We start from the raw sequence: 19,714 nt of genomic DNA, 5'->3' as shown, positions 1-19,714 counted from the left end.
TCGTTGCGATGGGGGCCCAAGTGGTCGCATGCGGCGAAGCCAGGGAAAAGCCAATTTCCTTGAACTCAGTCATAAAGGCATTTGATATAAGCGCCGGACTGGCGCGCCCGCTGCTCGATCACGCGGGCGAGCTTCTGCATGCCGCCCGACGGGCTGGCGGCGTTGCGCTTGATCGGGTTGGGCAGGGTGACGGCCAGCAGCGCCGCCTGGCGGGGCGAGAGCTGGGCGGCCGGCACGCCGAAATAGGCCTGCGCGGCGGCCTCGGCGCCATAGATCCCCGGCGCCCATTCGGCGACATTGAGATAGATCTCCATCAGCCTGCGCTTCGACCAGACGAAATCCATCCACATCGCCAGCGGGATCTCGAGCGCCTTGCGCACGACCGAGCGGGAGGATGGCAGGAACAGGTTCTTGGCCGTCTGCATGGCGATGGTGCTGGCGCCCCGGGTCGCTTCGCCGTCCAGCGCGTCGTCGATCACCAGGTTGAGCGCCTTCCAGTCGATGCCGGAATGGGCGCAGAACTGGCCGTCCTCCGACATCATCACCGACTGCACCAGCACCGGGGCGATGTCGTCGAAGGCGACCCACTGGCGCTCATAGGCCCGGCCCGTGATCATCTCGCCTAGCATCAGGGTGGAGACCGGGCGGATCTGCGGCAGCGCGTAGAGCGGAATCAGCAGATAGGGCAGGCCCACCGCCAGGATCACGATCAGCAGGACCCATGACACCAATCGCCGCCAGACCCCGCGGCGGGGCGGCCTGCCCGGGGGCTGTGAGGCTCTGAAGGTCTCGCTGGTATTGTCTCTGGCCACCTGGCTTTCCCTGGATGATGGACGCCGCGCGCGGCAGCCTGCCTGCTGTCCTTAACGGGCTTGGGCCTCCATTGCCAGTCCCCGGCGGCCTCCCCGGGCCATCACCCGACCCGGGAAGCCGATGGCCGCAAACAAACCGTTGCCGCGCGCGGCGCGGCATGGCAAGACACCGGCATGGACCTGGCTCACACAGACAGTTTCGCCGTGCGGCTCGACGCGGCGGCCCAGAAGGTTGCGGCGCTGCTCGCCGCGCTGCTTGAAGAGGTTCCGCTCGAGGGCGAGATCGCCCGTCCGGAGCACCTGATGCGGGCGATGCGCCATGGCGTGCTCAATGGTGGCAAGCGGCTCAGGCCGTTCCTGGTGACCGAGACGGCCCGGCTGCTCGGCGCACCGGAGGCGGCGGCGCTCAGGGTCGCCGCGGCGCTCGAATGCATCCACTGCTACTCGCTCATTCACGACGACCTGCCGTCGATGGACGACGACGATCTCAGGCGCGGCCAGCCGACGGTTCATATCGCCTTTGACGAGGCCACCGCGATCCTGGCGGGGGACGCGCTGCTGACGCTGGCGTTCGACATCCTCTCCGCACCGGAGACGGACCTGCCGGACCCGGCCAAACTGGCTTTGATCAGCCAGTTGGCGCGGGCCGCGGGCGCGGGCGGCATGGTCGGCGGGCAGGCGCTCGACCTTCAGGCCGAGCGGGTGACGCCGGACGAGGCGGGAATCGTGCGGCTGCAGGCGATGAAAACCGGGGCGCTGCTGCGCTACGCCTGCGCGGCGGGCGCCATCGCCGCGGGGGCCGATGCGCCGACGCTCGGCCGGATGACCAGATTCGGCGAGATCATCGGCCTGGCGTTCCAGTTGGCCGACGACCTGCTCGACGTCACCTCGGACGCCGCCACCCTGGGCAAGGCCGCGGGCAAGGATGCCGGACGCGGCAAGGGCACGCTGGTGTCGCTTCACGGCATCGACCAGGTCCGCCGCCGGCTCGACGGTCTGGTGGAGGAGGCCGCTACCCTGCTCGAGCCGTTCGGCGCGGAGGCGCGGACCCTGATCGAGGCGGCCGGGTTCATCGCCTCCCGCGACCGTTAGCGGCGAGCGGAAGCGACGGGGCGGGGCAGGGGCACGCGCCCGGAAGAGGCCGCGCCGCATGGCTTTTCATACGTGTTTATTAACCAACTCGCGGCACAATGTTTGAAAACAGGTGCCGCCAGACCCATGACAGAGCCACGCAAAGATCAGGATGAAACCTCGGTTGCGCGACGATCGATCATTTCACTCCGAATCGGTTTCACCGTATCGCTGACGGCGATCGCGATCATCTGCACATTCTTCTACCTTGAGCAGAGCAAGCGCAACGCTTCGATCCAGCAGATCAGCGAATTGTCCGAGCGTTTCGCCGACGTCGACCACGACATGGCCGCCATCGCCGACCGCAGCAACCGGCTGGCGCAGACCTATGTCGACTATCAGGCCTATGTCGATCCACGGCTGGCCAATGTCACGCTTGTGGAAAAGCGGAAGATCCGGGAAACGATGGCCGTCGATCCGGACCTGATCTCGGCGATCGCCAGTTTGCGGTTCCGGTTCGAACGGGCCCGGTGGAAGGTCGCGCATCTGCGCAAGGAATGGGAGCGGGCGCCCAACGACATGATCCATCAGATCCAGTCCCGGTCGCGCTACATGACCAACGCCGATCCGTTCCTGCATTACATGCAGATGCTCGACGCCGAGCGGCTGGATGGCGCGCGGACCAAGAAGGACATGTACTGGGCCGGCCGCGAGATCCATGCCCTGTATGCGGAGGTCATCCAGCCGTCGAACACCTATGTGCAGGAGCAGTTCCGCGACTACCTGGCCGCGCTCTCCCTGGCCCAGGGGGCCTTGCTGCAACGCTACCTGATGGCGACCATGGGGATATTGCTGGTGCTCGGCCTGGGCGTGTTCGTGCCGATCGACATCATCATCCGGCACATGATCAAGCGCCTGCAGGACAAGACCCGCGAGATCGACCTGGCGCTGACCAAGGCGCAGATGGGCGACCGGGCCAAATCCGAATTCCTGGCCACCATGAGCCATGAGATCCGCACGCCGATGAACGGGGTGCTGGGGATGGCCGAACTGCTGACCCGCACCGACCTCGACACGCGGCAGCGCACCTTCACCGACGTGATCCTCAAATCGGGCAATGCGCTCCTGGAAATCATCAACGACATCCTCGATTTCTCCAAGATCGACGCCGGCCAGCTTGTGCTCAACCCCAAGCCGTTCAATCTTGTCGACACGACCGAGGACGTGGCGACGCTGATGTCGTCGCGCGTCGTCGAAAAGGACATCGAGCTCGTCGTCCGCATCGCTCCGGGACTGCCGGACAAGCTGATCGGCGATCCGGGACGGATCCGGCAGATCCTCACCAACCTGGTCGGCAATGCGGTGAAATTCACCGAGCAGGGCCATGTCATGGTCGAGATCACCTGGCGCAAGGTGAACACCGGCGACCAGCCCGAGCGGCTGGCCATCTCGGTGGCGGTGCGCGACACCGGCATCGGCATCCCGGCCGAGAAGATCGACACGATCTTCGACAAGTTCAGCCAGGTGGACGGCTCCTCCACCCGCAAGCATGAAGGCACCGGCCTCGGCCTGGCGATCGCCACGCGGCTGGTCGAGCTGATGGGCGGCAAGATCGTGGTCGAAAGCGAGGTCGGCGTCGGCTCGACCTTCAGCTTCACGGTCGAGATGGACGTGCATGGCGAACCGGTCGCCGAAACGGCGCCGTCGACCGAGCTGCCCGGCCGCCGCGTGCTGGTCATCGACGACAATGCGATCAACCGCATGATCCTGACCGAACAGATCCGCGACTGGGGCTTTGACTGCGTCGCGGTGGAAGGCGGCGAGATCGGTCTCGGTCTGCTGCGGCACGCCCGGTCGAACCTCGGCATCGGCATCGACCTCGTGGTCCTGGATTTCCAGATGCCCGGAATGTCGGGCGCCGAAGTGGCGCGGGCGATCCGCTCCGACCCGCTGATCGCCGACACGCCGATCCTGATCCTGTCCTCCGTGGATCAGGCCGACCAGCTTCAGGCGCTCAACGACCTCGACATCTTCGCGCAGCTCACCAAGCCGGTTCGCACCGCGCAACTGCGGAAGACCGTGCAGTCGGCTTTGAACCAGCCGCACACCGCGCCTGTCCGGATCGTTGAAAAGCGGGCTCCCCCGACAGTCCGGTCCGATGTGATCTCGACCTCGCCGATCGCCGACCCGGGCGACGAGGCCGCGCGCGAAGCCGCCCAGGATCCGGCGACCCGGACCGAGCCTTTGGTGCTGGTGGCGGAGGACAACCAGATCAACCAGATCGTCTTCCAGCAGACGCTCGACGGCATGGGCTATGCGCACCGCCTGGCGGTCAACGGACGCGACGCCGTGCGCCTGTGGGCGGAACTCAAGCCGACCCTGGTGCTGATGGACGTGTCGATGCCGGAGCTCAACGGCCTGGAGGCGACCCGCGAGATCCGCGGCATCGAGGCTCGCGACGGGCTGTCGCCGACGCCGATCATCGCCGTGACCGCCCATTCGCTCAAGGGCGACGAGGACCGCTGCCTGGCGGCGGGGATGGATGATTACCTGTCCAAGCCGATCTCGCCCGAAAAGCTCGGCGCGATGATCGACCGCTGGCTGCCCGAGACCCTGGACAAGGGCGGCCACCGTCTGGCGCAGGCCTGAGCCGGGCGCCTAGCGCTCGTAGGTGCGGATCACGGCGCCGGTTGCGTCGCGCACCGTGCGCCTGCGGCCCTGGCGCTCCAGGCGGGAGCCGTCGTCGCGATAGTGGACGACGTCATGATCGCTCCGGGTTCCGACCACCAGATAACTTGCGGGAGCCGCGGCGCGGTTGTGCAGGCAATGGGCCAGCGGAGTGCCGGCCCTGAACGTGGCCGCGTCGCCGGCCACCAGCACGGATTCCCGGTCGTCCTCCAGCAGCACGACCTCGCCCGACAGCATGTAGATGAATTCGTCCTCGGTCTCGTGCCAGTGCTGGCGCGAGGAGCGCGATCCCGGGTGCAGGGTTTCGACAAAGGCGCCGAACTGGGTCAGGCCGCCGGCATCGCTGAACAGCACGGCCTCGTAGGATCCCAGGCCGTGGGGGTCGCCCTCGCCCTCGGGCGGCCGTTCCTTGCGGGCCTCGTCCGGCTTGATCCGTGGCATGGCGCTGATCCTCGGGCATCGTTGGAGGCCAGCATTGGGAGCACCGCATCTCGCCGCGGCGCAACCGCTCCGGGCCGTTCAACGGGCGCTGCCGCCGGCTCCCGCCAGGCCGCGGGCTGCGACGTTTCAGGCGGCCCTGGTGCGGCCGGTCGCCGCCGCTTCGGTCGACAGCCTGAACCGGCCCACCATCTCGCGCAGCTTGGAGGCCTGTGCGGCCAGGCTCGCGGTCGACTGGGTCGCGCCCTCGATCATCGAGACGTTCTTCGTCGTCACCTGTTCGAGCCCTTCGAGGGCATGATTCACGGATGCCACCCCTCCGGCCTGCTCGCGCGAGGCGAGGGTGATCGCATCCATGTGGCCGTTGATGTCGACGATCAGCCCGCTGATCCGCTGCAGCGCCTCGCCCACTTCGCGGACATGCTCGACGCCGCCGTTCACCTCGCTCGAGGAATGGGCGATCAGCTCGCGGATCTCCCGGGCGGCGTCGGACGAGCGGCCTGCAAGCGCGCGGACCTCCTGCGCCACGACCGCGAAACCCCGGCCGGCCTCGCCGGCGCGGGCGGCTTCAACCCCGGCATTGAGCGCCAGGAGATTGGTCTGGAAGGCGATCTCGTCGATGACGCCTATGATGCTGGCGATCTTGAGCGAGGACTCGTGGATGCGGCCCATCGCCTGCTCGGCATTGGTCACCACAGTTTCCGACCGGTGGGCGCTCTCGTTGGCCATGGCGGCGACCGCCCTTGCCTCGGTCACCCGGTCGGAGGTGGTCTTCACATTGGTGGTGATCTGGCCCAGCGCCACCGATGTCTCCACCAGCGAGGCCGATTGCTGCTCGGTCCGGCCGGCCAGGTCCTCGATGCTGCGGGACATGTGGCTGGAGCCCGTGTCGATGGTGCCGGCGGTGTCGTGAATGGCGGCCAGGGTCTGTCCGAGCTGCTGCACCGAGACGTTGAAATCCGCTCTCAACGCCTCGAATTCGGGCGCGAAGGCCTGGTCGAGGCGGGTCGACAGGTCGCCGCCGGCGAGCCGCTTGAGACCGGCGGCGAGACCGGCCGTGGCGATTCTCAACCGTTCGGCGGCCGCGGTCTCGGCCCGTTCCTGCGCGGCGATGCGATTGGCCTCGGCCTCCTTCCGCTGCCGCTCGGCGTCGTCCTCGAGCCTCTTCTTTTCGACGAAGGCGGCGCGGAACACCTCAAGCGCGCGGGCCAGAGCGCCGATCTCGTCGCGCCGCGCATCGAGGCCGGTGGGCACATCGGTCTCGCCGCCGGCCAGACGGCTGGTCGCGGTCTCGAGCCTGCGGAGCGGCAGCAGCGTCGTCAGCCGCAGCATCGCCATGATCAGGCCCAGCGTCACCAGGATGGTGGCGGCGCCGGCCAGGACGTGATTCCAGATGCCCGCGTTGAACGCGGCGAATTCGGGCGCCAGATTGATCGCGGCGCTGTAGGCGCCGAGGATCTCGCCCTCGTTGATCTCCATCAGGCCGGTGTGGCAGCCGGCGCAGCGCTCGTCGGCGGCGCTGCCCTCACCCAGGACCACCGGCCGGGACAGGCGCAGGCCCTCTCCCTCGACGACCACCTGGTGCTGCTTGCTGTCGAGAACCGCCCGGTCGATCCGGTCGTGGGCCGGCAATTCGGGCTGGCCCATGTCCCTCTGGTAGGCGGCGATCTTGTCGGCCATCACCACCCAGATGTCGATGTCGGTGTTGGACTGGGAGAACAGCTCCATGGTGCCGTTGAGCGTCTCGACCGCCGGGTCGCCCTCCTCCAACTGGCCGCGATTGACCATCGCCTGGACATGGACCGCCTCGAGCATGTCGAGCGCGGCATTGCCGCGCAGCTTGCCGTCATGGACGATTCTCTGCCAGTTCCGGGAGAGGTCGACGGAAACCTTGATGGTCTCGGCGGCGATCAGCACGATGGCGACGCCGGCCAGGATCTGGACGGTCAGGGGGAGTCTTCTGACAAATGAAAACATGTAGGTTTATCCGCACGAAGCAATGCCGCAGGGCCGGGCGCCGGAACGGAAACCGTCCCGGGGTAATCCCTGACTACAGGAATTTGATTAATGACATTTAAATCATAAATGCGGATAAATTGCCTATTTTCGGGGGCTAATAAAGCCTCTCCGAAACTGCCCGTCGGTCATGCGGCCGGCCGCCGTCAGGCGCCCTGGCCGAAGCGTTGCTCGATGTACTCGGCGACCATGACCTGGAAGTCCTCGGCGATGTTCGGGCCGCGGAGCGTCGCGGCCTTCTTGCCGTCGATGAAGATCGGCGCCGCCGGGCTTTCGCCGGTGCCGGGCAGCGAGATGCCGATGTCGGCGTGCTTGGATTCGCCGGGTCCGTTGACGATGCAGCCCATCACCGCCACCTGCAGGCCCTCGACGCCGGGATATTTGTCGCGCCAGACCGGCATGTTGCGCCTGAGATCGTCCTCGATGGTGCGGGCCAATTGCTGGAACACGGTCGAGGTGGTGCGGCCGCAACCGGGGCAGGCGGCGACCACCGGCACGAACTGCCTGAAGCCCATCACCTGCAGCAGTTCCTGGGCGACGATGACCTCGCGGGTGCGGTCGCCGCCGGGCTCGGGGGTCAGCGAGACGCGGATCGTGTCGCCGATGCCGGCCTGCAGCACGATGCCCATGGCGGCGGAGGAGGCGACGATGCCCTTCGAGCCCATGCCGGCTTCGGTGAGGCCCAGATGCAGCGCGTGGTCGGAGCGGCGGGCGAGCTCGGAATAGACGGCGATCAGGTCCTGCACCTGGCTCACCTTGGCCGACAGGATGATGCGGTTGCGTTCAAGCCCGGTCTCCTCGGCCAGCGCCGCCGAATGCAGCGCCGACTGGATGATGGCCTCGCGGGTGACGTCGCGGGCCGACAGCGGCGAGCCGTTGGCGGCGTTCTCGTCCATCAGCCGGGTCAGCAGCACCTGGTCGAGCGAGCCCCAGTTGACGCCGATCCTGACCGGCTTGCCATGGCGGATGGCCATCTCGACGATCTCGACGAACTGGCGGTCCTTCTTGTCCTTGAAACCGACATTGCCGGGGTTGATCCGGTACTTGGCCAGTGCCTCGGCGCAGGCCGGATGATCGGCCAGCAGCGTGTGGCCGATGTAATGGAAGTCGCCCACCAGCGGCACGTCGAGGCCCAGCCGTTCGAGCCGGTCTCGGATCTTCGGCACGGCGGCCGCACTTTCGTCGCGGTCGACGGTGATGCGCACGATCTCGGAGCCGGCGCGGTGGAGGGCGGCGACCTGGGCGACGGTGGCGTCGACATCGGCGGTGTCGGTGTTGGTCATCGACTGTACCACCACCGGCGCGCCGCCGCCGACGATCACGCCGCCGACATCGACGGCGACGCTCGCGCGGCGGGCTTCGGGCACGGCAAAGGGAGACAGGGTCATGAAAGCCTCGGATCATTCTCAGCCACGGGCCGCCGCGGCTGATGCTGACACTTACCTAGAACGCGGCTTTTGGAAAGGGAAGCCCGCTTGGGCGACCGAGCCGCGCGGCGGCGGCGGAAACCGCTTAAAATTCGGCCGTCAGCCCGGCACCGCATCCGGATTGAGCCGCCAGACCGAGCGGTTCAGCGTCGCCGCGGTGGCGACCCAGACGGCGTAGGGCACGAACAGCAGAGCCGCGGTCGGCGACACCTGGCTCGCGGCGGCGATATAGGCGAGGATGGTTGCAAACAGCGCACAGACGTCGACAAAGGCCTGATCCATGCGCCGGCGGCCGAAGAACAGCCAGGACCAGGCGGCGTTCAACACCAGTTGCAGCAGCCACAGGCCCATCGCCAGGCCCAGGCCCTGGGCCTCCCAGACGAGCCAGCCCGACACGCCGATGGCGAGATAGAGAATGCTCCAGACCAGCGGAAACGCCCAGTTCGGCGGCGTCCAGGAGGGCCGGCGCAACTGCTGGTACCATTCGCCCGGCTTGAAGATCGCGCCGCTCGACGCGGTCGCGAGCACGAGAATGGCGATGATGATGGCGGACATGACGCACTCCAGAACGTATTCAGCGGTGTAACACGAAAAACCGGGCCGTGGTTCCGAATCGGGATCCAATGCGGCCTCATGGCGCCTGATATCACGTAGTGCGCTGCAGCGAAATTGCCAGGGCCGCGGGAGGCGGGGAGGAAACCGCCTGCGGAGGACGGGCCGGCGTCCTCCCGCCGGGGCCGGCGGCGGGAATGCGCTCATCCGTGACAGGCGCGCCGGCACGCGATTGGAGGATTGCGGTTCGCATCGAACCGGATCATGATCAATCCATGGCGATTTCCGCATGGGTCGGCTTCGGCGCATGCGGGAATGGAGGAGCCAGCGAGGGAGGATGTCATGACCAACAACACCGCCGGGCTGGCGCAGGACGGCCCGATCGGCGCGCCGGTGCTGCGCGCCCTGTCCATCGAAGATGTCAGACTGAGCCTGAAGGAAGGCTGGCGGGATTTCCTGGCCCATCCCGGGTTCGGGCTGTTCTTCGGCGGCATCTACATGCTCGGGGGGCTGGCGATCCTGGGGTTCCTCAACAGCATCGGGGCGCCATGGATGATCATCCCGCTGGCGATCGGCTTTCCGCTGCTCGGCCCCTTCGTCGCGGTCGGCCTCTATGAGATCAGCCGCCGCCGGCACGAAGGCGAACCGGTGACCCGCAGGGGCGTGCTGGCGCAGGTGTTCCACCAGCGCGAACGCCAGCTCGGCTGGATGGCCTTTGTCGTCATGTTCATCTTCTGGGTGTGGATCTACCAGGTGCGGCTGCTGCTCGCGCTGTTCCTGGGCTTCAAGTCGTTTTCGAGCTGGGACCGCTTTTCCGAGATCGTGCTGTCGACGCCGGAAGGCTGGGGCTTTCTCGCCGTCGGCACGATTGTCGGCGGTTTTCTGGCGCTGGTGCTGTTTTCGACCACGGTGTTGTCGCTGCCGATGCTGGCCGAGCGGGAGGTGGATTTCGTCACCGCGATGATCACCAGCGTCGCCGCGGTGGTGAAGAACCCCGTGCCGCTGCTGGGCTTCGGCTTCATCGTCGGGGTGGCGACGCTCGCGGCGCTGCTGCCGGCCTTCATCGGCCTGCTGGTGGTGCTGCCGGTGCTGGGACACGCGACCTGGCATCTCTACCGGCGGGCCGCGTCGCCAGCCTGACACCGGTCAGGCGCAGGAAATCTGCTTGATCACCGGCTGGCAGAGATCCGGCTTGCCGCCGCAGCAGTCCTCAAGCAGGAAGCCCAGCAGCCCGCTGATGCCGGTATGGTCCGCATGGTAGCGCACGGTGCGCCCGTCGCGGACGCGGCGCACCAGGCCTGCCTTGAGCAGGATGCCGAGATTGGTCGACATGGTGTTCTGGCGCACGCCGAGGCGCTCGCCGATCTCGCCCGAGGCCAGGCCCTCGGGACCGGCGGACACCAGAAGCCGGAACACGGCAAGCCGCGTCTCCTGGCTCAACGCCGCGAATGCATCCAAGGCAGAGTGCTGATCCATGGGGAATGGGTATTGGATGGCGCGGATTTGCGCAAGTCCGCGGGACCCGCCGGACAGGCCTAGCGCCCCGGCAGATTGTTCCAGTGAATGTCCTCCAGCGTCTGCATGCGCGCCCTTGCATTGTCGGACTGGGCGCGGGAGACGCGGTCGATCAGGGCCTCGGCGAGCGCCAGCAGCGCGACGCTCGAATCCCAGGTGCGGTTGGCGTCGACGACGCAGGGCAGCACCACGCGCGCCGAGCGGGCGATGGGCGACAGCCACGGATCGGTGATCAGCAGGATCCGCGCCTTGCGCTCGACCAGCAGCTCGCCCAGCCGGATCAGGTCCGACTGGTAGCGGCGGATGTCGAACAGCACCGCGACATCGCCGGGGCGGACGTCGAGGAGCTGGTCGCGCCATGTGGAGGTCTGCCCGTCGAAATGCCTGACATTGGGACGGATGATCCTGAGATGCGCCGCCATGTAGCCGGCGATGGCGTCGGTGAACCGCCCGCCCAGGAAAAAGCAGGCCGATTTCTGATCCGACAGCAGCTCGCAGGCGGCCTCGAATTCGCTTTCCGGCACCGCCTTGAGGGTGGCGTCGAGATTGGCGGCAATGTCGGCGAAGCTTGCCTTGAGCGCCGGGTTGGCGGGGGCCGGCCCTGTCGAGCGGGCGCGCTCGAGCGGCGACATCAGTTGCGCCTGGACATCGCCGCGCAAGACGCGCTGGAATTCCGGATAGGATTCGAACCCGAGCCTCGCGACGAAGCGCAGCACCGTCGGCGCCGAAGTTCCGGCAAGCGCGGCGAGTTCGGCGATGGTCGACAGGCCGATGCTCGGATAGTTGGCGAGAAAGGCGTGCGCCACCTTCTTCTCCGCGCCGGGAAGGGTTCCGAGTACCGACTGGATCTGTTCGCGTATCGCCATGGCTCTCTCCGGTCGGGCCTGTTTCGGGGTGACGTAACAAAAATTACAGTATTGACAACGTTCGGGCAATCCTAATCATTGTTACGCAAGCGGCGGATCCAGGCCGCACCTGCCGGGGAGCAGAATTCAAGGTGCAAGGCGAGATGCTGATCGAACCATCAGAAGGGCCGGCCTTTGCCGTCCGCCATCCCGGCGGAACCAGCGATGTCGTGCTGGTTTGCGAGCACGCCTCGAAGACGATGCCGAAGGCGCTGGGCACGCTGGGACTAGACCCGGCGGCGCTCGCAAGCCACATCGCCTGGGACATCGGCGCCCTCGGCGTGGCCGAGCGCCTGTCCGACCTTCTCGACGCGACCCTCATCACGCAGCGGTTTTCCCGGCTCGCCTATGACTGCAACCGCCCGCCGGAGTCGGCCGACGCCTATCCCGAGCGCAGCGAGGTCTTCGACGTGCCGGGCAACCACGGGCTTGACCAGCGCGAGCGGTCCCGCCGCGCGGCCGCGCTCTATGTCCCGTTCCACCAGGCCATCGACACACTCATTGACGAGCGCCTGGCGCAAGGCCGCGCCGTGGTGCTGGTGACGGTGCATTCCTTCACGCCGGTCTATTTCGGCAAGCCGCGCGACGGCCTGCTCGGCATCCTGCACGACGCGGACCAGAGGCTGGCGGACGCGATGCTCGATGCGGCGGCCGAGGCGAGGATGGAGGGCGTGAGCCGGAACTATCCCTACGGGCCCGAAGACGGGGTGACGCATACGCTCAAGCGTCATGGATTGACCCGGCAAATCGCCAACGTCATGCTGGAAATCCGCAATGACCTGATCTCCGGCGAAGCCGGCCAGACTGTCTGGGCAGACCGGATCGCGGGGCTTTTGCGCGCGGCGCTGGACCGCCTGAACCACCAAGGAGGACGCCGTCATGCATGATCCCGCCCCTCAGCCGGCCCGGCGCCGCCTCGACCCGGCAAGCGCTTGCCGGCGCCGCCCGGGAGGCCGGGCGGCATGACGATCATCGAACGCTATATCCGGGTGGTGGACGCCTTCAACCGGCGCGTCGGCCGGTTCGCGATGTATCTGATCTTCGCGCTGATGGGCGTGCTGTTCTGGTCATCGATCACCAAATATGCCGGCTCGCCGGCGCTGTGGACGCTCGAATTCGCCCAGTTCATCATGGTCGCCTATTATCTGCTGGGCGGTCCCTATTCGATGCAGATGGGCGATCACGTGCGCATGGACCTGGTCTATGGCGGCTGGTCGCCGCGCCGCAAGGCCGCCGTCGACGCGGTCACGGTGCTGTTCCTGATCTTCTATCTCTGCGTCCTGCTCTATGGCGGGATCTCGAGCACCACCTATGCGCTCGAATATGGCGAGCGGGCCCACTCGGTCTGGCGGCCCTACATGTGGCCGGTCAAGCTGATCGCCGCCGTCGGCATCTTCCTGATGCTGCTGCAGGCCATCGCCGAACTTCTCCGCGACATCCTGTTTCTGCGGGGCGTCAGCGTCAACCACCAAAGCGAGGCGGGCATTTGAGCTACGAACTGATCGCTCTTTTCATGTTCGCCGCGATGATGGCGCTGCTGCTCACCGGGCAGCGGGTGTTCGGCGTCATCGGCGCGGTCGCGGTGCTTGCGGCGTTGCCCCTGTGGGGCACCGGCGGCGTCGAGATCGCCTTTGCGCAATCGATCAAGCTGATGAAATGGTATCCGCTGCTGACGCTGCCGATGTTCATCTTCATGGGCTACATGCTGTCGGAAAGCCGCATCGCCGACGATCTCTACCGGATGTTCCATGTCTGGTTCGGCCCGGTCCCGGGCGGGCTTGCCATCGGCACGATCTTCCTGATGGTGGTGATCTCGGCGATGAACGGGCTGTCGGTGGCCGGCATGGCCATCGGCGCGACGATCGCGCTGCCGGAGCTGCTCCGGCGCAACTACGACAAGCTGATGATCACCGGCGTGATCCAGGGCGGCTCGTCGCTCGGCATCCTGATCCCGCCGTCTGTGGTGCTGGTGCTCTACGGCATGATCGCCCGCCAGCCGGTGAGCCAGCTCTGGCTCGCGGGCGTGTTCCCGGGCCTGCTGATGGCCGGGCTGTTCATTGTCTACATCGCCATCCGCTGCCAGTTGCAGCCGCATCTCGGACCGCCGCTGTCGAAGGCGGAGCGCGACGCCATCACCTGGAAGGAGCGGATCAGCCTGCTCAGGGCCGGCTTCCTGCCGTTCATGATCTTCTTCCTGATGAACGGGCTGTTCCTGATGGGCTACACCAGCCTCGTCGAGAGCTCCGCCGTGGGCGCGCTGGCGTCGATGGCCGCCGCCCTGATCAAGGGCCGGCTGACGCGCGAAGTGATGGAGAACGTCGTGCGCAAGACGCTCGGGATCTCCTGCATGTTCATGTGGATCATCCTGGCGGCGCTGTGTTTCGGCGCTGTGTTCGACGGGCTCGGCGCGGTGCGCGCCATCGAGAACTTTTTCCTGGGCCAGCTCGGGCTCGAGCCCTGGCACGTGCTGATCCTGATGCAGTTGAGCTTCCTGCTGATGGGCACCTTTCTCGACGACACGGCGATGCTGGTGATCGTGGCGCCGCTCTATGTGCCGCTGGTGAAGGCGCTGGGCTTCGACCTGGTCTGGTACGGGGTGCTCTACACCATCACCTGCCAAATCGCCTACATGACGCCGCCCTTCGGCTACAATTTGTTCCTGATGCGCGCCATGGCGCCGCCGGAGATCAAGCTGCGTCACATCTATCTGTCGGTCATTCCCTTCGTCGCGGTCATGCTGCTCACCCTGGTGATCGTGATGATGTTCCCGCAACTGGCTCTGTGGCTGCCGCAGCAGTTCCAGGGCAAGCTTCAAGGTTGAAATGAGCAGGTCCACAGAAGACGAAACCCAAAAGGAGAACAGCATGAGCACTATGAAAAGGCGTCAATTTCTCACCAAGGCCGGCGTCGCCGCCGGCGCCGCAGCCGGCACGGCGCTCGCCGCCCCGCCGGTCCTCGCCCAGGAGCCGATCCGCTGGCGCATGCAGACCTATGCGGGCGCGACGCTCGGCCAGTTCGTGACCCAGCCCTTCGTCGACGCCTTCAACAAGGCGGCCAACGGCGAAATGGTGATCGAGCTGTTCTTCGCCGACCAGATCGTGCCGACCGGCGAGTTGTTTCGCGCCATGCAGGCGGGCACCATCGACGCCGTGCACTCGGACGATGATTCGATGGCGTCGCCCGTGGAAGTGGGCGTGTTCGGAGGCTATTTCCCCTTCGCCACCCGCTCGATCCTCGACGTGCCGGTGCTGTTCCAGCAATACGGCCTCGCCGACATCTGGCGCGACGCCTATGCCGGAACCGGCGTCAAGTGGCTCTCGGCGGCTGGCCAGGATCCGTGCAACTTCAACACCAAGAAGGAAATCAAGAGCGTGGCCGATCTCAACGGCCTCAAGCTCTACACCTTCCCCACCGCCGGCCGGTTCCTCACCCAGTTCGGCGTCGTGCCGGTGTCGATCCCCTACGAGGACGCGGAAGTCGCGGTGCAGACCGGCGAGCTCGACGGCATGTCCTGGTCGGGCATCACCGAGGACTACACCGTCGGCTGGGCCAATGTGACGGACTACTTCCTCACCAACAACATCTCCGGCGCCTGGATCGGCTCGTGGTTCGCCAACGAGGAAAAGTGGAACGCGCTGCCGGAGCATCTCCAGGCGCTCTACATGTCCTGCATGGAAGCCAGCCACACCTTCCGCAACCAGTGGTACTGGGGCGGCGAGGCCAAGCTGCGCGCCACCGGCGACAAGCTTCAGCTCCGCTCGGTCCCCGCTGCGGAATGGAAGCAGGTCGAGGATGCGGCGGTGAAGTTCTGGGATGAAATCGCCGCCGAAAGCGAAACCAAGGCAAAGGTCATCGCCATCTTCAAGGAATACAATGGCGTCATTAACAAGGCCGGCTTCCCCTACGGCGAAAGCTGAGCCGGCTTGACCGAAATCCCGCCTCCCGGTCTTGCGCCGGGGGGCGGATTGGCACTACAGCGCCGCAGGAGCCCGATCCCTGGGATCCGCTCCCGCCGCTCCACCCTCCGGAAGGCGCGGGCCGTTCTCGGGCCGCGACCTCAGACTGACGCGTCAACCACATCATCGGGATCCTATCGACATGGCCGGAAATCTTAGCTTTGAAGACCTGAAGTCCGCCGCAAAATCCGGCGCGATCGACACGGTGCTGGTCTGCTGCGTCGACATGCAGGGCCGCCTGATGGGCAAGCGGTTTCACGTGCAGAACTTCATCGATTCGAGCCACGAGGAAACGCACTGCTGCAACTACATGCTGGCGACCGACCTCGAGATGGCGACGCCGGACGGCTACGCCACCACGAGCTGGCGCGCCGGCTACGGCGACTATGTGATGAAGCCCGATCTTTCGACGCTGCGCCGCGTCCCCTGGCTCGAGGCCACGGCGATGGTGCTGTGCGACCTGCTCGATCACAAGACGCACCAGCCGGTGCCGCAATCGCCGCGGCAGATCCTGAAAGTGCAGATCGCGCGGCTGAAGGAGATGGGCTACGAGGCGATGATGGCGACCGAGCTCGAATTCTTCCTGTTCGAGCAGAGCTACCGCGACCTTGCGCGCTCCGGCTATCGCGACCTGACGCCGATCAGCGCCTACAACGAGGACTACCACATCCTGCAGACCACCAAGGAAGAGAGCATCATGCGCCCGGTGCGCAATCATCTCTTCGCCGCCGGCATTCCGATCGAGAACTCCAAGGGCGAGGCCGAGACCGGCCAGGAAGAGCTCAACATCCGCTACGCCGAGGCGCTCGACTGCGCCGACCACCACACCATCGCCAAGCACGCGGTCAAGGAAATCGCCTGGGCCAATGGCCGCTCCGCGACGTTCCTGCCCAAGTGGAACCCCAAGAAGGTCGGCTCGTCGTCGCATGTGCACATGTCGCTGTGGAGCGGCAAGACCCCGGCCTTCCGCGATCCCGACGGCGAGCACGGTATGTCGGAGCTGATGCGCCATTTCATGGCCGGCCTGATCGAATATGCGTCTGACTACACCTGGTTCATGGCGCCCTATGTCAACAGCTACAAACGCTTCATGAAGGGCAGCTTCGCGCCGACGCGCACGGTCTGGTCGGTGGACAACCGCACCGCCGGGTTCCGCCTGTGCGGCGAGGGATCGAAGGCGGTGCGGGTCGAATGCCGCATCGGCGGCTCGGACATGAACCCCTATCTGGCGCAGGCGGCGCTGCTTGCCGCCGGCATCAAGGGGATCGAGGACAAGCTCGAACTGGCGCCGCCGACGACGGGCGACATCTACGAGAACGCCGAGGCCAAGCACATTCCCTCGACGCTGCGCGCCGCGACCGAGACGCTGCGCACTTCGAAGATGTTGCGCGCGGCGATGGGCGACGCGGTGATCGACCACTATGTCCGCTGCGCGGAATGGGAACAGGAAGAGTTCGACAAGGCGGTGACCGACTGGGAGATCGCGCGCGGGTTCGAGCGGGCTTGACGCAGGGCTGAAAGCGGGGTCCCGGCGATGTTTGCCGGGCCCCGTGACAACCTGTCCGATGGCTGTTTCCGCGGAGTCGGATATGCAGCCGTCTATTCGGCTTTGATGTGATTTGAGGACCGGCGCGCCCCGCGCTTCATCGGGCGGCCGTCCAACGGGAGAATGGGACATGACCACCTTGAAATGCATATCGCCCATCGATGGCTCGGTCTATGCCGAGCGGCCGGTGATGGCCGTCGATGACGCAGCCGCGGCTGTCGAACGAGCACGCAAGGCCCAGAAGGACTGGGCCCGGCGTCCGCTCGCCGAGCGCATCGCGCTGGTCCGCGCCGGCGTCGCCCGGCTCAATGAGATGAAGGATGACGTCGTGACGGAACTGGCCTGGATGATGGGCCGTCCGGTGCGCTATGGCGGCGAGTTCGGCGGCGTCAACGAGCGCACGAACTACATGGCCGAGATCGCCGCGCGCGCGCTGGCGCCGATCGAGATCGAGAACTCCGCGCAGTTCGAGCGCCGCATCGAGCGCGTGCCGCACGGCGTCGTCTTCGTCGTGGCGCCGTGGAACTATCCCTACATGACGGCGATCAACACGGTCGTCCCGGCGCTGATCGCGGGCAACACCGTGGTGCTCAAGCATGCCACGCAGACGCTGCTGGTCGGCGAGCGCATGGTCCGCGCCTTCGCCGAGGCCGGGCTGCCGGAGGACGTCTTCATCAACCTGTTCCTCGACCACCGGGGCACCGAGAAGCTGATCTCGGCGGGCAGCTTCAACTTCATCAATTTCACCGGCTCGGTCGGCGGCGGACAGGCGATCGAACGCGCCGCCGCGGGCACCTTCACCGGGCTGGGGCTCGAGCTCGGCGGCAAGGATCCGGGCTACGTCATGGAAGACGCCGATCTCGACTGGGCGGTCGACGTGCTGATGGACGGCGCGATGTACAATGCCGGCCAGTGCTGCTGCGGCATCGAGCGGCTCTATGTCGCCCGCCCGCTCTACAAGGACTTTGTCGAAAAAGCCGTGGCCTGGGTCACTTCGGGCCTCAAGCTCGGCAACCCGCTGGAGCAAGAGACCACGATCGGGCCGATGGCCAATGTCCGCTTCGCCACCGAAGTCCGCGCGCAGACGGCAGAGGCGCTGGCAAGCGGTGCCCGCGGGCTGATCGATCCCAAGCTGTTTCCCGCCGATGACGGCGGCGCATACCTGATGCCGCAGGTGCTGGTCGACGTGACCCACGACATGCGGGTGATGCGCGACGAGAGCTTCGGTCCGGTGGTCAGCATCATGCCGGTCGACAGCGACGAAGAGGCGCTGGCGCTGATGAACGACTGCCAGTTCGGCCTCACAGCCTCGCTGTGGACAAACGACGCCGAGCGCGCCGCCCGCATCGGCGCGGAGATCGAGACCGGCACGGTGTTCATGAACCGCGCCGATTATCTCGATCCGGCGCTGTGCTGGACCGGCTGCAAGGCCACCGGCCGCGGCGGCTCGCTGTCCGAAATCGGCTTCCACAACCTGACCCGTCCGAAATCCTACCACCTGAGAAAGAAAACCGCATGAGCCCGCGCGCCAACTGGTCCTATCCCACTGCTATCCGTTTCGGAGCAGGCCGCATCTCGGAACTCGCCGAAGCCTGCCTGACCGCGGGCATCAAGCTGCCGCTTCTGGTCACCGACCGGGGGCTGGCGTCGCTGCCGATCACCCAGCAGGCGCTCGACATTCTCGATGCAGCCGGCCTGGGCCGGGCGATGTTTTCGGATGTCGATCCGAACCCGAACGAGAAGAACCTCGCGGCCGGCATCGCCGCCTTCAAGGCGGGCGGCCATGACGGCGTCATCGCCTTCGGCGGCGGCTCCGGGCTCGACCTCGGCAAGCTGATCGCGTTCCAGGCCGGACAGACCCGCCCGGTGTGGGATTTCGAGGATATCGGCGACTGGTGGACCCGCGCCGACGCCAAGGCGATCGCCCCGATCATCGCGGTGCCGACCACCGCCGGCACGGGCTCGGAAGTCGGCCGCGCCGGCGTGCTCACCAATTCGGACACCCACGTCAAGAAGATCATCTTCCATCCCAAGCTGTTGCCCGCGATCACCATCTGCGACCCGGAACTGACCGTCGGCATGCCGCGGATCATCACGGTCGGCACCGGCATGGACGCGTTTGCCCATTGCCTCGAAGCCTATTCCTCGCCGTTCTATCATCCGATGAGCCAGGGCATTGCGCTCGAGGGGATGCGGCTGGTCAAGGACAACCTGCCGCTGGTGGTCGCCGACGGCTCCAACATTGCCGCCCGCGCGGAGATGATGAGCGCCGCGGCGATGGGGGCGGTGGCGTTCCAGAAGGGGCTCGGCGCCATCCACGCGCTGTCGCACCCGATCGGCGCCGTCTACAACACCCATCACGGCATGACCAACGCGGTGGTGATGCCGCCGGTGCTGAAGCTGAACAGGCCCGAGATCGAGGAGCGGATCGCGCGCGCCGCGGATTACATGGGAATCGCCGGCGGCTTCGACGGGTTCTACGATTTCGTCCTGAAGCTGCGCGCCGATCTCGGCGTTCCCGACAAGCTGGCGGCGCTTGGCGTCGGCCGCGACCGGATCGACGAAATGACGGCGATGGCGCTGGAGGACCCCAGCGCCGGCGGCAATCCGGTGAAAATGACGCCCGAAAACACCAAGGCGCTGTTCGAAGCCTGTATCTGACAACCCTTCCGGCCCGGTGTCCGCATCCGGGCTCCAGTCTCTTCCAAAAGCCGGTGCGCGGCGATCCTGCGCACCGGCTTTTCTTCGTTCCCGGGCCTAGGATTTCGGAACACCCGACATGCCGGGA

Annotated in this window: 17 protein-coding genes; 10 read left to right on the top strand and 7 right to left on the bottom strand. The window is 66.4% G+C overall.

Annotated elements, in window-relative coordinates:
• Window positions 1–65: 65 nt before the first annotated feature.
• Complete coding sequence (mtgA, locus tag LL06_RS09275) at window positions 66–731, bottom strand: monofunctional biosynthetic peptidoglycan transglycosylase (RefSeq protein WP_052161350.1); 666 nt, start codon at window positions 729–731, stop codon at window positions 66–68.
• A 255-nt stretch (window positions 732–986) separates the two neighbouring features.
• Here mtgA and LL06_RS09270 point away from each other — a divergent pair, with 255 nt between their 5' ends.
• Both LL06_RS09270 and LL06_RS09265 read left to right on the top strand, forming a co-directional pair.
• A complete protein-coding gene (locus LL06_RS09270) occupies window positions 987–1,904 on the top strand; it encodes a farnesyl diphosphate synthase (RefSeq protein WP_035525367.1) in 918 nt (305 codons plus the stop codon).
• A gap of 126 nt (window positions 1,905–2,030) precedes the next feature.
• Complete coding sequence (locus LL06_RS09265) at window positions 2,031–4,532, top strand: response regulator (RefSeq protein WP_052161349.1); 2,502 nt, start codon at window positions 2,031–2,033, stop codon at window positions 4,530–4,532.
• A gap of 9 nt (window positions 4,533–4,541) precedes the next feature.
• On the opposite strand, the gene LL06_RS09260 is transcribed toward LL06_RS09265, so the two are convergent.
• The 4 genes from LL06_RS09260 to LL06_RS09245 form a co-directional block, all read right to left on the bottom strand.
• On the bottom strand, window positions 4,542–5,012 hold the full coding sequence (locus LL06_RS09260) for a cupin domain-containing protein (protein WP_052161348.1): 471 nt from the start codon (window positions 5,010–5,012) through the stop codon (window positions 4,542–4,544).
• A 126-nt stretch (window positions 5,013–5,138) separates the two neighbouring features.
• Window positions 5,139–6,986 carry a methyl-accepting chemotaxis protein gene (locus LL06_RS09255; RefSeq protein WP_052161347.1) on the bottom strand — a complete coding sequence of 616 codons (1,848 nt, stop codon included), beginning with the start codon at window positions 6,984–6,986 and terminating at the stop codon, window positions 5,139–5,141.
• 185 nt (window positions 6,987–7,171) lie between these two features.
• Window positions 7,172–8,413 (bottom strand): flavodoxin-dependent (E)-4-hydroxy-3-methylbut-2-enyl-diphosphate synthase, encoded by a 1,242-nt coding sequence (ispG, locus tag LL06_RS09250; RefSeq protein WP_035525365.1) that lies wholly within the window; start codon window positions 8,411–8,413, stop codon window positions 7,172–7,174.
• A gap of 138 nt (window positions 8,414–8,551) precedes the next feature.
• Window positions 8,552–9,007: a TspO/MBR family protein gene (locus LL06_RS09245; protein WP_035525361.1), complete on the bottom strand. Its 456-nt coding sequence runs from the start codon at window positions 9,005–9,007 to the stop codon at window positions 8,552–8,554.
• A gap of 339 nt (window positions 9,008–9,346) precedes the next feature.
• On the opposite strand from LL06_RS09245, the gene LL06_RS09240 reads away from it, so the two are divergent.
• Entirely contained in the window at window positions 9,347–10,144 is a 798-nt protein-coding gene (locus LL06_RS09240; RefSeq protein ID WP_035525358.1) for a DUF2189 domain-containing protein, read from the top strand.
• 6 nt (window positions 10,145–10,150) lie between these two features.
• Here the strand turns inward: LL06_RS09240 and LL06_RS09235 are convergent, their stop codons facing one another.
• Window positions 10,151–10,480 carry a metalloregulator ArsR/SmtB family transcription factor gene (locus tag LL06_RS09235; RefSeq protein WP_035525356.1) on the bottom strand — a complete coding sequence of 110 codons (330 nt, stop codon included), beginning with the start codon at window positions 10,478–10,480 and terminating at the stop codon, window positions 10,151–10,153.
• A gap of 59 nt (window positions 10,481–10,539) precedes the next feature.
• Window positions 10,540–11,385, bottom strand: a complete 846-nt coding sequence (locus LL06_RS09230) for a MurR/RpiR family transcriptional regulator (protein ID WP_035525352.1) — start codon at window positions 11,383–11,385, stop codon at window positions 10,540–10,542.
• A 143-nt stretch (window positions 11,386–11,528) separates the two neighbouring features.
• On the opposite strand from LL06_RS09230, the gene LL06_RS09225 reads away from it, so the two are divergent.
• The 7 genes from LL06_RS09225 (at window position 11,529) to LL06_RS09195 (ending at window position 19,587) form a co-directional block, all read left to right on the top strand.
• A complete protein-coding gene (locus LL06_RS09225; protein WP_035525350.1) occupies window positions 11,529–12,311 on the top strand; it encodes an N-formylglutamate amidohydrolase in 783 nt (260 codons plus the stop codon).
• A 75-nt stretch (window positions 12,312–12,386) separates the two neighbouring features.
• The gene (locus tag LL06_RS09220; RefSeq protein ID WP_035525348.1) at window positions 12,387–12,914 is read left to right on the top strand and encodes a TRAP transporter small permease subunit; all 528 of its coding nucleotides are present in this window, start codon (window positions 12,387–12,389) and stop codon (window positions 12,912–12,914) included.
• Window positions 12,911–14,245, top strand: coding sequence for a TRAP transporter large permease subunit (locus LL06_RS09215; protein WP_035525347.1), 1,335 nt, complete (start codon window positions 12,911–12,913; stop codon window positions 14,243–14,245). Before LL06_RS09220 ends, LL06_RS09215 begins: the two co-directional genes overlap by 4 nt.
• Before the next feature lie 43 nt (window positions 14,246–14,288).
• Window positions 14,289–15,341 (top strand): TRAP transporter substrate-binding protein, encoded by a 1,053-nt coding sequence (locus LL06_RS09210; protein ID WP_035525345.1) that lies wholly within the window; start codon window positions 14,289–14,291, stop codon window positions 15,339–15,341.
• A 181-nt stretch (window positions 15,342–15,522) separates the two neighbouring features.
• The gene (locus LL06_RS09205) at window positions 15,523–16,887 is read left to right on the top strand and encodes a glutamine synthetase family protein (RefSeq protein WP_035525344.1); all 1,365 of its coding nucleotides are present in this window, start codon (window positions 15,523–15,525) and stop codon (window positions 16,885–16,887) included.
• Between the two features lie 169 nt (window positions 16,888–17,056).
• Window positions 17,057–18,445 carry an aldehyde dehydrogenase family protein gene (locus LL06_RS09200; RefSeq protein ID WP_035525341.1) on the top strand — a complete coding sequence of 463 codons (1,389 nt, stop codon included), beginning with the start codon at window positions 17,057–17,059 and terminating at the stop codon, window positions 18,443–18,445.
• Entirely contained in the window at window positions 18,442–19,587 is a 1,146-nt protein-coding gene (locus tag LL06_RS09195; protein ID WP_035525339.1) for an iron-containing alcohol dehydrogenase, read from the top strand. The genes LL06_RS09200 and LL06_RS09195 overlap by 4 nt, the downstream gene beginning before the upstream one ends.
• Window positions 19,588–19,714: the final 127 nt, after the last annotated feature.

This window comes from Hoeflea sp. BAL378, assembly GCF_000759435.1.
Lineage (GTDB): Bacteria > Pseudomonadota > Alphaproteobacteria > Rhizobiales > Rhizobiaceae > Hoeflea.
This window is presented reverse-complemented; position numbering and strand designations above follow the sequence as displayed.